This window comes from Limobrevibacterium gyesilva (genome assembly GCF_025989185.1).
Classification (GTDB): domain Bacteria; phylum Pseudomonadota; class Alphaproteobacteria; order Acetobacterales; family Acetobacteraceae; genus Limobrevibacterium; species Limobrevibacterium gyesilva.
This window is the reverse complement of record NZ_JAPDNT010000002.1, coordinates 334310-348191: the sequence shown is the minus strand read 5'-3', so window position 1 is coordinate 348191 and position 13882 is coordinate 334310. Positions and strand designations below refer to the sequence as shown.

The following is a 13882-nucleotide window of genomic DNA, read 5'->3' as shown; positions in this document are numbered from 1 at the left end:
GGTCAGCGCCCCCTGAACACCGGCTTGCGTTTCTCATTGAAGGCCCGCACGCCTTCCAGGCGATCCTCGGTCGGAACCATGCGGTTATAGGCCTCGATCTCGAACATCAGCGCGCTGGCGAGATCCATCTGCATGCCGACATTCACGGAATGCTTGATCTGGCGCGTGGACAAGGGTGCGTTGCCGGCGATGCGGGTGGCGGTGTCCAGCACGTCGGCCATCAACCGGTCAGGGGCGCACAGCCTGTTCACCAGCCCCCAGTCCAGCGCCTGCTGCGCGTCGAACGGGCGGCCGGTCAGCAGGATCTCCTTGGCGCGGCGAACGCCCACGGTGCGCGGCAGGTTCTGCGTGCCGCCGGCGCCGGGCATGATGCCCAGCGTCACCTCGGTCAGCGCGAAGCGGGCATGGGTGGCGGCATAGGCGAAGTCGCAGCACAGCGTCATCTCCAGCCCGCCGGCATAGGCCGCGCCGTTCACGGCCGCGATCATCGGGATCGGGCAGGCGAGCATCGCGCGCACCTGGCGCTCGAAGACCAGATGCTGCGCCTGCCATGCTTCGTCGGTCATGCCGTTGCGCTGCTTCAGGTCGCCCCCCGCACAGAACGCCTTCTCGCCGGCGCCGGTCAGGATGATGCAGCGATACGCGGCGGGGTCGGCGCACAGCCCGTCGAACACCGCCCGCATGTCGAGGCCCATCTGCGTGTTCATGGCGTTGGACACGTGAGGCCGGTTCAGCGTGACCTGCAGCACATGCTCGGCCGCTTCCTGCAGGTGCACCGTTTCGTATTCGCGGATTTCGAATGGCATCGTATCGGGCGCTTCCCGTCGGTTGCGCGCAAAGGCTACCGGGCCTAGGAATCGCCGTCAATGAAACGATTCACGCGCAAATGATGCCGCTGATCAACTGGGGCGCCGTGCAGGCGACACTGGTGCACCGCTTTGGCCCGCGCGTCGCCGTCCGCGACGCCGCGGGAGACGCCACCTATGCCGAGGTCTTCGCCGCCGCTGCCGGGCTCGGCCGGCGGTTGATCGAAGCCGGGGTGCGGCCGGGCGAACATGTGGCGACGTTCCTGCGCAACGGCAGGGCGGCGGTGTCCGCTGCCTACGGCACGCAGCTGGCGGGCGCGGCGGAAACGCCGCTGAACATCTCGTACACCGAAGCCGAGCTGGCCGGGGCGCTGGGCCTGGCGGGATGCCGCCACGTCGTATGCGGGCGCGAGCACGCGGCCCTGTTCGGCGATCTCGGCCTGTCCGTGCATGTCATGGAGAACGTCGCGCCGGAACCCCTGGCGGCATCGCGCTTCCCGTCCGTCGCATCGGAGTTGCCCGGCCGGCTTGCCTTCACCTCCGGCACCACGGGCCTGCCGAAGGCGATCGTCTACAGCCAGCGCGCCCGCTTCCTCGCCAACCTGCTGCTGCAGGCGAGCCTGCCATGGCTGCCGGGGCCGGGCAGCCGCATGCTGATGATGACGCCGTTCGCGCACGGCGCCTCGCTGCAGACCTTCGCCTGGCTGGACCAGGGCGGCGAGGCCGTGCTGCTGGACGGGGTCCAGCCCGACCGGGTGGAAAAGCTGCTGGCGGACGGCGCGCCGGAAGGTCTGTTCGCCGCGCCCACCGTTCTGGCGAAACTGACGGTCGCGTTCGCTGGACGCCACTTCCCAGGCGTACGCACGATCTTCACCGGTACCGCGCCGTTGCCGCCGCTGCTGTATGAACGCGTGCGCGCCATGTTCGGCCCGGTCGTTCGGCTGACCTACGGCAAGAGCGAGGTCTTCAACCCGATCACCGTGCTGCAGCAAGCGGCCACCGACGCCTACTACGCCGCCGGCGGCGGCCATGACGGCCGCAGCTGCGTCGGCTGGCCCGCCGCCGGTGTCGAACTCGCGATCGAGGACGGCGAAGTGCTGATCCGCGCCCAGCACATGTCCGAGGGCTGGATCGACGCGTCCGGCTTCCATTCCTGGCGCGCGGACGGCTTCCACGCCACCGGCGATATCGGCGAGATCGACGCACATGGGCGGCTGTTCCTGACCGCCCGGCTGTCGGACGCCATGAAGACCGGCGGCTACAAGGTGTATCCGCAGGAGATCGAGCGCACCGCGGCCCCCGCCGCGCCCGGCAGCGAGATTGCCGTGGTCGGCTTCCCCTCGGAGTACTGGGGCGAGATCATCATCGCGGTGGCCGAGAACCCGCCCGACGGATGGGAGGCGGCGGCGCGCGCGACCTGTGCGGGGCTGGCGCCGTTCAAGCGGCCGCGCTTCTATGTCGCCGTAGACGCGCTGCCGCGCAACGGCCAGGGCAAGATGGTCCGCCGGCAATTGCTGGCGGAGTTGCAGGCGCGCTACCGGCTGACGGACGGACCGCGGCCGGCGATCGAGAGGATCTGATGGTCAAGCAACGTGACTTCGCGCCACAGGCGCGCCCGCCGCTGTCCGGGCTGCGCGTGATCGACATGTCGCGCCTGGTGGCCGGCAACATGGTCAGCCTGCAGCTGGCCGATCACGGCGCCGAGGTCATCAAGATCGAGGACCCGCAGAAGGGCGACCCGTTGCGGGCCTGGCGCGTCGGCGGGCACTCGATCCACTGGAAGGTCTACGCGCGCAACAAGAAAAGCCTCGCGCTCAGCCTGCGCCATCCCGACGGCCTCGCGCTGCTGCGCGACCTGATCGCCACGGCCGACGTGCTGATCGAGAATTTCCGCCCAGGCACGATGGAGGAGATGGGGCTGGCGCCGGACGCATTGTGGGAAACGAACCCGAAGCTGATCGTGGTGCGCATCTCCGGCTTCGGCCAGGACGGGCCGTACCGCGAGCGCCCCGGTTTCGGCTCGCTGGTCGAAGGCATGTCCGGCTTCGCGGCAATGAACGGTTTCGCCGACCGGGAACCGGTGCTGCCGCCGCTGGCACTCGCGGACATGATCGCCGGGCTCTACGGCGCCTATGCCGTCATGATCGCCCGGCGCGAGGTCGAGCACGGCGGCGCCGGCCAGGTGATCGACCTGCCGCTGCTCGATCCCATCGTCTCCATCCTCGGCCCGCAGGCCGAAAGTTTCCGCACCTCCGGCGCGTTGCCGCAGCGCACCGGCAGCCGCTCCCAGACCACCAGCCCGCGCAACGTCTTCCGCACCCGCGACGGTCGCTGGATCGCCATTTCGGCCTCCATCCAGACCATGGCGGAACGGCTCCTGCGCGTCGTCGGGCGGGAAGACATGATCGCCGACCCGCGCTTTGCCACCAACACCGCGCGGGTGCAGAACGCCGAGGCCTGCGAGCAGCCGATCGTGGATTTCATTGCCGCGCGCACCTTCGCCGACGTGATGGACATCTTCGAGCGCGAGCAGATCACCGCCGCCCCCGTCTACGACGTCGACCAGTTGATCGCCGACCCGCATGTGGTCGAGCGGGAAGTGCTGGTCGACCTGCCGGATGCCGAGATGGGCCAGGTGATGATGCACAATGTGGTGCCCCGCCTGTCCGCGACCCCCGGCGCCATCCGCACGCCGGCGCCGAAGCTGGGTGAGCACACCCGCGCGCTCCTGTCCGCACTCGGCTGCGACTCGGCAAGGCTTGAGGCGCTGGCAGCGCGGGGCGTCATCCGCGCGGGATAGGCGCCGGATGCCGCCGCAGCGCGGCCGGCTCAGGCGGCGGACGCCTTCAGCCGATCGGCGAAGGCCTTGCGGAACTTCAACACCTTCGGCGCGATCACGGCGCGGCAATAGCCGCTCCAGGGATTGCGGTTGAAGTAGTTGTCGTGCTCGGACTCGGCCGGCCAGAACGTCTCCAGCGGCTCGACCGCGGTCATGATCGGGTCCGGCCAGATCCCGGCGGCCGCGATCTCGGCCATCACGCGCGCGGCGGTGGCGTGCTGGGCCTCGTCGTGGGTCAGGATGATCGAGCGGTATTGCGGCCCGATATCGTTGCCCTGCCGGTCCCTGGTGGTCGGGTCGTGGATGGTGAAGAACACGCGCAGCAGGTCCTCGTAGGACAGCTCGGCGGGATCGAAGGCGATCTGCACGACCTCGGCATGACCCGTCTGCTTTCCGCAGACCTCCTCATAGCTGGGGTTCGCCACATGACCGCCGGAATACCCGGATGTCACGCTGACGACGCCGCGCAGGCCGAGATAGACGGCCTCCAGGCACCAGAAGCATCCGCCGCCCAAGGTCGCCAGCTGTTGATCCGCCATGGTCGTTCTCCTCTGTTGCCGCCTAGATTGGGACGGACGGGCGCGATGTCCAGCGCCGCCGGAGGGAATGGTCCGATGACGCAGCATATCGAAGTGGCAACACTATCGCGCGAAGGCGGGCGCGTGGCACGCGTGACCGTCTGCAATCCCGCCAGGCTCAATGTCATCGGCACGCCGCTGATGGACGGGCTGATCGACGCGTTCACAAGTCTGGCCGTCCAGGAGGACCTGCGCGTCGTGGTGCTGGCGGGCGAGGGGCCGCGCGCCATGATCGGCGGCGCCGACATCAACGAGATGGCCGGGCTCGATCCCGCGCGCGGCCGCGCCTTCATCACCCGGCTGCACGCGGTCTGCACCGCGGTGCGGTCGCTGCCGGTGCCGGTGATCGCGCGCATGCAAGGCTACAGCCTCGGCGGCGGGCTGGAGATCGCGGCCGCCTGCGACCTGCGGATCGCCGCCGCCGCCGCCAAATTCGGCATGCCCGAGGTGAAGATCGGCATTCCCAGCGTCATCGAGGCGGCCTTGCTGCCGCAACTCATCGGCTGGGGGCGAACACGCCGGCTGCTCTACACCGGCGAGACGATCGACGCGCCGACCGCGCTGGCCTGGGGACTGGTGGAAGAGGTGGTGGCCGATGCCGAACTGGACGCGGCCATCGAGCGGGTCGTGGCAGACATCCTGGCCTGCGGCCCGCGCGCGATCCGCCTGCAGAAGGCGCTGATCCGCGAATGGGAGGACCTGACGCCGGCGCACGCCATCGAACGGGGCATCGACTGCTTCGAGGAAGCATGGCGCAGCGACGAGCCAACGCAGCGCATGGCCGCCTTCCTGGCGGCCAGGAAGCGGCGTCACACCAGCGGCCCTTGATGGTGGAAGAGTCATCATCAAGGGCCGCTGGCACCGCGCGCCTGTCGCAAGGCCTGGCGGACGGCATCACGGCGCGTTGCTACGCCAGCTTCGCTTTCAGGGCCGCCAACCGATTGGCGATACCGACTGGCGCCGGTCCCTGGCCCGACGCCGCTTCCATCGCGGCGGCAATGTTGGGATCATCCTTCTCGGGGCGTGTCGGCGCCAGCAGCTTCGCCTTGGCCGCCGCGGCGTCAGCCGACGCCAGGTCCTTCGCGGCGTTCTCATTCATTGCCTTGAGCGCGATGTTGAGGCTGTTGGTGGTCTGCGACAGGCCGGCCGCCTGGCGCGCCGCCTCGGCCTGCCGCTGCGCCACTTCGCGCCGTTGCGCGGCGCGGGCCATGTCACGCTGGGCACTGTCGAGTTCGCTGCGTGCGGTCTTCAACTTGCCGCCGGCTTCGGCGTAGGCGGCCTCGATCTGCTCCAGGAACAGTTTGGCGTCAGCCGCCTCGTGGGCCTCGCGATCCACGTCCGGGGCCATCTTCTCCATCATGTCGAGCAGCGTTGTCAGGCTCTTCTCCAGGGCGGCTTTGCGCGCCGGGTCGGTTTCGCCGTTGGCCTGGTTCTGCAGCGCCTCGGCCGCGGCCATTCGCTGGTGTGACAGCGCCTGGATGGCATCGGCCTCCTTCTGCTCGCGGTCGTAGTTCTGCCGGGCCTGGGCAACTTGCATGCCGAGTTCGTCCAGATGCTGCTCCATGGTGCGCAGCTCCGCCTCGGTGGCGCCCTGGGGATCCCAACGGACCAGCGCCTCGATACCTGCGTTGAACGCGCGGTTGGCCTTCACGCCCAGCAGGTTGCCAATGAATTGCAGAACCATGGTGTTGCGTCTCCCTAGCTAGGTTGTGATCAGTTGGGGATCATGACGGCGGCGTTGAGCAGGGCCACCGCAAGTTGCGTGCCCGCCAGCGTCAGCGCGGCGGCGACATTGCCATGCTGGATCGTCGCACGAAGGCGGTGGAACACCAATGACACGCCGACGATGATGAGCAGTTGCAGAAGCACCGCCACGCCGCCCCAGACGATGACGTCGAGCACAAGCGCGCTGGTGGCCAGCGTTGCCGCGATCGGGATCGCCATCGCCAGGATCGCGCCGGCCAGCACCACGCCGGCCGCGGCATTGCCCTGCGCGATCAGCTCGCGTTCGCGGAATGGTGTGGCCGCCATATAGATCGCGACCCCCACGGCGAGCAGAACGACGGCAGCGGCGAATTGCAGCAGCAGATGCGGCAGGCCGGTGCCAAGTGCGTTGACGATGCCGCCGAACAGGCTCGGATCAGAGGGGTTCATGTGTACTCCGCGTATGTCAGGAGAGGGCGACCGAAGGCAGGGTCAGGGCGGCAGGATTGATGTCGATGCCCGCATGGATGTCGACCCAGGCCTGGCCGCCCTCGTCGACGGCGCTGACCAGGATGTATTCGCGCGCCGGCGCCGGGCTCGCGACCCCTGTCGGACCCATGTAGAGCATCGAGTCCAGCTCGCGGCTGGACGTGCCCTTGAGATCCTGAATCGTCTCCTTCAGCGCGCGCGGCTCGATCCGCCCGCCGCCGGGTACCCAGGCACGATCGTAGAGCTTGCCGTCCTTGGTCTGGAATTGCGGCCAGCCGATCATGCCCTGTGCCGGGTCGAGCCAGGCGCCCCATTCTTCCTGGCTGGCCGGCGTGACCTGATCGATGCGGGAGAAATAGCGGCACTCGTCGGGCTTGCCGTCGGCGCCGAGATGGAGCTGGAAAAACGCGTCGCGGCCCGGCAGATAGAGCCGGTTGAGCGGAATGGTGCCGTCCATCAGCACGCCCACTGCCTCCACGCTGATCATGCCACCGCCGTCGAGCGGCCGGATCTTGGTCGCACCAGCCGCCAATACGAATGGGGTGGGGTCAACGGGAATGGTCATGCCGACGCGAAAGCGTGTCAGCGTGCTGCCTGCCAGGGCCGCGGGGACGGGCGGGATCGCAGCGGTCGCACTGGCCTGGCGGCGCCAATACCAGAGTGTCGCAAACGTCGCGCCCAGCAACAGCACGACGATAATCGGCGTGATTCCTCCACTGCCCGATCGTGCGGCCGGGGGCGGTGGGGCGCCGGGTTGGCGTGGCTGCCCCTGCATCTGCGCCAACCGCTGGTCGAGTTCCGCCAGCCGCGCCTGCACTGCGGGGTCAGTGCTGGCGGCGCGTTGCGCCTCGGCGCGCCATTGCTGGTACGCCGGGCTGTTCTGGTTGTTGTAGAAGAAGTCGGCATGGCCGGGCGCCGAGAGCGAATTGAGCAGGCTCCAGAGCATGAGTCCGTCCCAGACGCCGAAGCTGCGGCCCTGCTGGGCCCAGCCGTAAGCGGGCGGCGCGTAAACCGGGGCCCAGGAACGCGGTTGGGCATAGCCGCCATAGCCGCCGCCGGGGCCACCCGAACCGTTATAGCCATAGGTCGACGGCCGCCGGTCCTGTGTACCGCCGTAGCCAGCCTGTGGCGCGGCGGGTGACGGGGCCTGGCCGGCGCGGTAGCTCCTGAGCGCCTGGCCGGAGGATTGCCGCGAGATCGCGGCGTCGCCGCCAGAGCTTGGCGCCGAGCTGTATCCTGTCGAGGGCCGCCGCGTTGGCGCCGCATAGCCGCCCGAACTGCCCCTGGCGGAGGGGGCAGCATACGAGGGGCTGGACGATGGCCGGCTGTAGCCGCCGCTCGATGGGGCGCGCGCCGAGGCTGTGTCGAGCCCGGGGGCGCAAGCGAGCACGAGGGCCAGCAGCAGGCTCGGCAAGGGCCGGAACATCGTCACTCCTGGAAGCTTCGATTTGGGCCAGGCAATATACCGTAGTTCCGTAGTGGGGCGCATTCCGGGACACCGGAGTCAACTCTACGGGCGCAGGTCATGGATCGAACGTCAGAACGGCTCCAGCCCGGTCAGGCAGCCGATCGCGTCCGCCGCCTCAACGATCGTGTCCAGGAACGGCATGTCCGCCCTGATGCCGGAACTCCCGCCGGTGACGATCGCCACCTTGTCCCGCAGCCGCATCATCGCAGGAACCCGGTGGAGAACCAGGGAACGGCGGCAACGGCCAGCAGCCCCACCAGTAACGCCCCGAGATAGGGCCAGATGCGCTTCATGCCCATGTCGGGGTCCACCCGGCCGATGACACAGGCGGCGTAATAGCCCACGCCCAAAGGCGGCGCGAACAGCCCGATGCCCATGGCGAGGACGACGACCATGGCATAGTGCACCTCGTTGATCCCCACGGTGTGGGCGATCGGGAACAGCAACGGGCCGAACAGCACGATGGCGGGAATGCCCTCCAGCACGCTGCCCAGCACCACGAAGGCCGCGATGGAGATCAGCAGGAAGCCGAAACCGCCACCCGGCACGCTGGCCATGGCGTGGGCCAACTGGCGCGAAAAGCCGGACTGCGTCAGCGCCCAGCCCATGGCGGTGGCCGTGCCGATGATCAGCAGGATCGCCCCGGACAGCGCCGCCGTCTCCAGCAGCATCGGATAGATCCGCCGCAGATCGAACTGCCGGTAGACAACGATGCCCACCACCACGGCATAGGCGATGCCGATGGTCGAAACCTCCGTGGCGGTGGCGATGCCTTCCACGACCGCGGTGCGGATGACGAAAGGCAGCAGCAGCGCGGGCAGGGCGATGACCAGCGTGCGCCGTATCTCCTTGCCGCTGGCGCGGCTGCCCACCGCCTCGTGCCGGGAACGGTGCCACGCCACCAGCGCCAGCGCCAATGCCAGCACCAGCCCCGGTACCAGCCCGCCGGTGAACAGCGCCGCGATGGACACGCCGGTGACCGAGCCGATGGTGATCAGCACCAGGCTGGGCGGGATCGTCTCGCTCATGGCGCCCGAGGCCGACAGGATCGCCACCAGCTCGCCTTCGTGCGCGCCGCGCCGCTTCATCTCCGGGAACAGCACCGGCGCCACCGCCGCCATGTCGGCGGCCTTCGAGCCGGAGATGCCGCTCACCAGGTACATCGCTCCCAGCAGCACGTAGTACAGCCCGCCGCGCACATGCCCGAGCAGCCCGGCCAGGAACGCCACCATGGCGCGCGCCATGCCGGTCATCTCGATCAGCAGCCCCAGGAACACGAACAGCGGCACCGCCAGCAGCACCAGCGTGCTCATGCCCTCGTCCATGCGCGAGACCACGATGGTCAGCGGCGCATTGGTCACGCAGATCAGGAACGCCACAGTGGCGGCGCCGAAGGCGAAGCCGATCGGCACGCCCAGCAGCACGCCGGCCGCCAGCAGCAGCACGAAGAAGAAGCAGAGGTTCCAGTTGCCGAGCGCCTTCAGCGCCGGTGCGGCCAGATGCAGCGCCACCACCAGCACCGCCAGCACCGCCGCCACCTCGATCAGTTCGCGCAGGCGAAAGCGCAGCAGCCGCAGGACGCAGCCCGCCAGCATGATGGCGCAGCCCACCGGAATGGCGCCGGCGCGCACGATGTTCGACCAGCCGAGGGCCGGGGTCTCGATGAACCACTCGTCCTCGGCATAGTCGCGGGCGTAGGGAAGCACGATCAGCAGGAACAGCGCCGGCACCGCGACGGCCAGCACCTGCGCGCGCTCCCGCCACGGCGCGCCCATGCCGGCGACGATGGCGGTCATGCGCATGTGCTGGCCGCGCTGCAGCGCCACCACTGCGCCCAGCATGGCCAGCCACAGGAACAGGATCGAGGCGAGTTCGTCGCTCCACACGAACGGGTGGTGGAACACGAAGCGGCTCACCACGCCGGCCAGCAGCACGCCGATCTCCACCAGCACCAGTATGGCGGTCGGCAGCTCAACGGCATGGCGCAGCACGGTCTCGATGCGCGCGATGACGCCACCGCCGTCCTGCGGCCGCACGGCGGCGTCCATCGCGGCGCCCGTCAGGCCAGGCTGCCGACGGCGGCTTCCAGCGCGCCCCACGCCTCGGCGCCGAACTTCTCGCGCCACTCGGCGTAGAATCCGGCTTTCTTCAGGGCGGCGCGGAAGGCGGTGGCGTCTGTGTCGATGAACTCCATGCCTCTCGCCTTCAGCGATCCTTGCAACGTGGCGTTCAACTTCGCCACGTCCTCGCGCTCGGCCAGGGCGGAGGCGTTGAACTCGGCCTCGACGGTCTGGCGGATATCGGCCGGCAGCGCCTCGAAGGCGCGGCGGTTGGCCAGGAACCAGAACCCGTCCCACATGTGGTTGGTGACCGAGAGGTATTTCTGCACCTCGTACAACTTCGCCGTGTCGATGATCGCCAGCGGATTTTCCTGGCCGTCGACGATACGGGTCTGCAACGCGGAGTAGGTCTCGCTGAAATTGATGCTGGTGGGCGAGGCGCCGAACGCCTTGAACAGGCTGGTCCAGAGCGGGCTGGGCGGAACCCGGATCTTGAAGCCGTTAAGGTCCTCGGGCGTGCGGATCGGCCTGGTGGAGCTGGTGATCTGCCGGTAGCCGTTGTCCCATTGCCTGGCGAAGGCATAGAGGCCGCGCTTGGCGACCTCGCCGCGCACATGCGCGCCCAGCGGCCCGTCCATGGCCGGCCACACCTGGCCGTAATCCTTGAAGGCAAAGCCCACGCCGTTGATGGACGCCGTCGGCACCAGGGTGGACAGGATCAGCCCGGACAGGGTGAAGAATTCCACGGCCCCCGAGCGCAGCTGGCTCAGCGTGTCGGTGTCGGAGCCGAGCTGGTTGTTGGGGAAGATCTGGATCTCCAGCCGCCCGCCGGTCTTCTCCTTGACCCGTGACGCGGCCTCAGCGGCACGGGCGTTCATGGGGTGGGACAGTGGCAGGTTGTTGGCATATTTGTAGCTGAACTCGGCGGCATGGGCCGGCCGGGTGCGGATGGCGAACAGCGGCACGGCGGCGCCGGCGGCCAGCATGCTGCGGCGGGTCAGGCGGGTCATCGCTGCATATCCTCCGGGGTGCGGGCCCGTCCTGATGGTATCTTGGGCCGTCTTGTTGCGTCTTGCGCAGACCGGATTGTCGCGATCCTCGGCGATCGTGCAACGGTCTTTATCGGCGATGTTTGAGGGAGGGGCCTGATGGCGGAAGACGGGCGGCCGGTGGCGGTGCTGCTGGCGGGGGGGCTCGCACGGCGGATGGGGGGCGGCGACAAGCCGCTGCGCCTGCTGCACGGGCGGCCGCTGCTGGACCATGTGATCGACCGCATCACCCCGCAGGTGTGCGCTGTTGTGCTGAACGCCAACGGCGACCCCGAGCGTTTCCGCCCCTGGGGCCTGCCGGTGGTGGCCGATCCGCTGCCGGATTTTCCCGGTCCCCTGGCCGGCGTGCTCGCCGGCATGCGCTGGGCTCGCGCGCAGTATCCCGGCGCGCGCGACGTGCTTTCCGTGCCGACCGACACGCCGTTCCTGCCGGCAGACCTGGTGACGCGTCTGCAGGCGGCGCGGGTCGCCTCGGGCCAGCCGATCGCCTGCGCCGCCTCCGCCGGGCGGACGCATCCGGTGGTGGCGCTGTGGCCGGTGGCGCTGGCCGACGCGCTGGAGGCGTCGCTCCTGGCGGGGATGCGCCGGATCGACGCCTGGACCGCTCAGCACGGCGTGGCCGAGGCGGCGTTCGATGACGCGCCTTACGACCCGTTCTTCAACGTCAACCGGCCTGAGGAACTAGAGGAAGCCGACCGCCTGCTCGGTTCATGATGTCAGCGACCACCGGGCGGCTTCGCTGCTCATCCATCGTCGTCCCGCGATCCCTTGCGGCTGGCGCCCTCGGCCACATGCTCGGCCGGATCGGCATCGAAGCGCAGCCGCCCGGCGCCGGAGACGCAGATGAAGCGCTTGCCTTTCGCCCGGCCGATCAGCGTCAGCCCGGCCTGCTGGGCAAGCTCCACGCCCCAGGCGGTGAAGCCGCTGCGGCTGACCAGGATGGGGATTTCCATCTGCACGCATTTGATGACCATTTCGGAGGTCAGCCGTCCCGTCGTGTAGAACAGCTTGTCCGCCGGCCCCACGCCGTTCAGGTGCATCCAGCCGGCGATCTTGTCGATCGCGTTGTGCCGGCCGACATCCTCCATATAGACGAGCGGCCGATCCGCCTCGCACAGCACGCAGCCATGGATGGCGCCGGCCGCCAGATACAGGCTCGGCTGCGTATTGATCTTGCGCGACAGCGCATACAGCCAGGAGGTGCGAAGTTGCGCATCTTCATCAAGCCGCACGCCCTCGAACCGCTCCAGCATATTGCCGAACGCCGTGCCCTGCGCGCAGCCGGAGGTGAGCGTGCGCCGCTTCAGCTTCTCCTCGTAGTTCGTTCGCCGCGGCGTGCGCACCACCACCACGTCCAGCTCCGCATCGAACTCCACCGCGTCGATCGCGTCGTCGCGGCTCAGCATGTTCTGGTTCAGCAGATAGCCCACCGCCAGGCAGTCCGGCCGGTCGCCGATCGTCATCATGGTGACGATTTCCTGGCTGTTGAGGAACAGCGTCAGCGGCCGTTCCACCGGCACGCGCGTGGCCACCGTGGCGCCCGTGTGGTCGATGCCCACGACCTCCCGCGACAACGCGGGATCATCCGGGTCCGGCGCGACCAGGAACTCATCCATGCAGCAGCCCCATGGGAATGCACGGCGCCACATCGCCTGGCGCCAACTCGGTCATGTCCTCGGGCAGTTCCATCAGCGCGTCGCTCTCGGTCAGCGAGGTGATGATCCCGGCCCCTTCCTTCGGATAGCGCCTGGCGATGCCGTCCGCGCCGATCTGCACGCGCACATATTCGCGTCGCCCCGCCTTCTTGCGATAGGCGAAACCACTGGCGACGGCGAAGCGGGACGGAGGCGCATAGACCGCGCCCGCCAGCCGGTCGAGCAGCGGCCGGCCCAGCGCCGCGAACGTGACCAGCGCTGCCACCGGATTGCCGGGCAGGCCCAGCAGCGGCGTGCCCGCGACCTCGCCCAGCGCCACCGGCCGCCCGGGCTTGATGGCCACGCGCCAGAAGGCGAGGGACCCGGCCGCCGCGATCGCGGCACGCACATGGTCCTCCTCGCCGGTCGATACGCCGCCCGAGGTCAGCATCAGATCCGCCCGTCCGGCCGCCGCCGCCAACGCCTCCTGCGTGGCGCGCCTGTCGTCCGGCAGGATGCCGCCGTCCAGCACGCTGGCGCCCAGGCGGCGCAGCAGGGCGGCGAGCATGAAGCGGTTGGCGTCGTAGACCCGGCCGGGCGCGAGCGGCGCCGGCGGGTCGATGATCTCGTCCCCGGTCGAGAACAGCGCCACGCGCAACGGCGTCCGCACCGTCACGCGGCCCATCCCCAAGGCGGCGAGCAGGCCGATATCCGGCGGCATCAATCTCCGCCCGCCCGGCAGCGCCATGGCGCCGCGCGCCACATCCTCCCCGGCCGGGCGACGATTGGCGCCACGGCGGATGCCAGGCTGCACCACCACGCCAGCATCGGTGGCCTCGCAATCCTCCTGCATCATCACGGTGTCCGGTCCCTCGGGCATCACCGCGCCGGTGAAGATGCGGCTGGCATGGCCGCGCGGCACCGGACCGGCGGGTGCGTGGCCGGCCGCGGTGCGCCCGAACAGCGGCAGCAGGGTCGGGCGGTCCGCCAGCAGGTCGGCGTGGGTGACCGCATAGCCGTCCACCGCCGAGTTGGTCTGCGGCGGCAGGTCGATCGGGGCGATGAAATCCGCCGCCAGGATGCGGCCTGTCGCCGCTTCAAGGGCGACTTCCTCGCGGCCGGCCACACAGGCATGCAGGGCTGCGACCCGCGCCTGCGCGTCATCAAGCGGCAGAAGGGCACCGCCGAAGGCGAAGCAGTCGTCGCTCAACTGCGCCATAAGGGCCTCGCGCGTGCCGTCATCGCCTCTGAGTCG

At 69.3% G+C, this 13882-nt stretch carries 14 protein-coding genes; 4 read left to right on the top strand and 10 right to left on the bottom strand.

What is annotated here, in order from left to right; all coding sequences use genetic code 11:
• Positions 1-2 precede the first annotated feature (2 nt).
• On the bottom strand, positions 3-806 hold the full coding sequence (locus OL599_RS05560; RefSeq protein WP_264712657.1) for an enoyl-CoA hydratase/isomerase family protein: 804 nt from the start codon (positions 804-806) through the stop codon (positions 3-5).
• Between the two features lie 80 nt (positions 807-886).
• Between OL599_RS05560 and OL599_RS05555 the strand changes: the two genes are divergently transcribed.
• Both OL599_RS05555 and OL599_RS05550 read left to right on the top strand, forming a co-directional pair.
• Complete coding sequence (locus tag OL599_RS05555) at positions 887-2386, top strand: class I adenylate-forming enzyme family protein (RefSeq protein ID WP_264712656.1); 1500 nt, start codon at positions 887-889, stop codon at positions 2384-2386.
• Positions 2386-3606, top strand: a complete 1221-nt coding sequence (locus OL599_RS05550) for a CaiB/BaiF CoA transferase family protein (RefSeq protein ID WP_264712655.1) — start codon at positions 2386-2388, stop codon at positions 3604-3606. The genes OL599_RS05555 and OL599_RS05550 overlap by 1 nt, the downstream gene beginning before the upstream one ends.
• 29 nt (positions 3607-3635) lie before the next feature.
• On the opposite strand, the gene msrA is transcribed toward OL599_RS05550, so the two are convergent.
• The gene (msrA, locus tag OL599_RS05545; RefSeq protein ID WP_264712654.1) at positions 3636-4184 is read right to left on the bottom strand and encodes a peptide-methionine (S)-S-oxide reductase MsrA; all 549 of its coding nucleotides are present in this window, start codon (positions 4182-4184) and stop codon (positions 3636-3638) included.
• Positions 4185-4259: 75 nt separating this feature from the next.
• Here msrA and OL599_RS05540 point away from each other — a divergent pair, with 75 nt between their 5' ends.
• Positions 4260-5051 carry an enoyl-CoA hydratase gene (locus OL599_RS05540; protein WP_264712653.1) on the top strand — a complete coding sequence of 264 codons (792 nt, stop codon included), beginning with the start codon at positions 4260-4262 and terminating at the stop codon, positions 5049-5051.
• A gap of 79 nt (positions 5052-5130) precedes the next feature.
• Here OL599_RS05540 and OL599_RS05535 read toward each other — a convergent pair whose 3' ends face one another.
• The 6 genes from OL599_RS05535 to OL599_RS05510 form a co-directional block, all read right to left on the bottom strand.
• Complete coding sequence (locus tag OL599_RS05535) at positions 5131-5874, bottom strand: hypothetical protein (RefSeq protein WP_264712652.1); 744 nt, start codon at positions 5872-5874, stop codon at positions 5131-5133.
• A 62-nt stretch (positions 5875-5936) separates the two neighbouring features.
• Positions 5937-6377 (bottom strand): DUF350 domain-containing protein, encoded by a 441-nt coding sequence (locus OL599_RS05530; protein ID WP_264712651.1) that lies wholly within the window; start codon positions 6375-6377, stop codon positions 5937-5939.
• A gap of 16 nt (positions 6378-6393) precedes the next feature.
• Positions 6394-7842 (bottom strand): YjfK family protein, encoded by a 1449-nt coding sequence (locus OL599_RS05525; RefSeq protein WP_264712650.1) that lies wholly within the window; start codon positions 7840-7842, stop codon positions 6394-6396.
• A gap of 111 nt (positions 7843-7953) precedes the next feature.
• The gene (locus OL599_RS05520; protein WP_264712649.1) at positions 7954-8088 is read right to left on the bottom strand and encodes a hypothetical protein; all 135 of its coding nucleotides are present in this window, start codon (positions 8086-8088) and stop codon (positions 7954-7956) included.
• The gene (locus OL599_RS05515; protein WP_264712648.1) at positions 8085-9932 is read right to left on the bottom strand and encodes a TRAP transporter large permease; all 1848 of its coding nucleotides are present in this window, start codon (positions 9930-9932) and stop codon (positions 8085-8087) included. Before OL599_RS05515 ends, OL599_RS05520 begins: the two co-directional genes overlap by 4 nt.
• Positions 9933-9943: 11 nt before the next feature.
• Entirely contained in the window at positions 9944-10954 is a 1011-nt protein-coding gene (locus tag OL599_RS05510) for a TRAP transporter substrate-binding protein (RefSeq protein WP_264712647.1), read from the bottom strand.
• A gap of 138 nt (positions 10955-11092) precedes the next feature.
• Between OL599_RS05510 and mobA the strand changes: the two genes are divergently transcribed.
• A complete protein-coding gene (mobA, locus tag OL599_RS05505; RefSeq protein ID WP_264712646.1) occupies positions 11093-11707 on the top strand; it encodes a molybdenum cofactor guanylyltransferase MobA in 615 nt (204 codons plus the stop codon).
• A 29-nt stretch (positions 11708-11736) separates the two neighbouring features.
• Here mobA and OL599_RS05500 read toward each other — a convergent pair whose 3' ends face one another.
• Complete coding sequence (locus OL599_RS05500) at positions 11737-12609, bottom strand: formate dehydrogenase accessory sulfurtransferase FdhD (RefSeq protein ID WP_264712645.1); 873 nt, start codon at positions 12607-12609, stop codon at positions 11737-11739.
• Positions 12602-13846 carry a molybdopterin molybdotransferase MoeA gene (locus OL599_RS05495; RefSeq protein WP_264712644.1) on the bottom strand — a complete coding sequence of 415 codons (1245 nt, stop codon included), beginning with the start codon at positions 13844-13846 and terminating at the stop codon, positions 12602-12604. The genes OL599_RS05500 and OL599_RS05495 overlap by 8 nt, the downstream gene beginning before the upstream one ends.
• Positions 13847-13882: the final 36 nt, after the last annotated feature.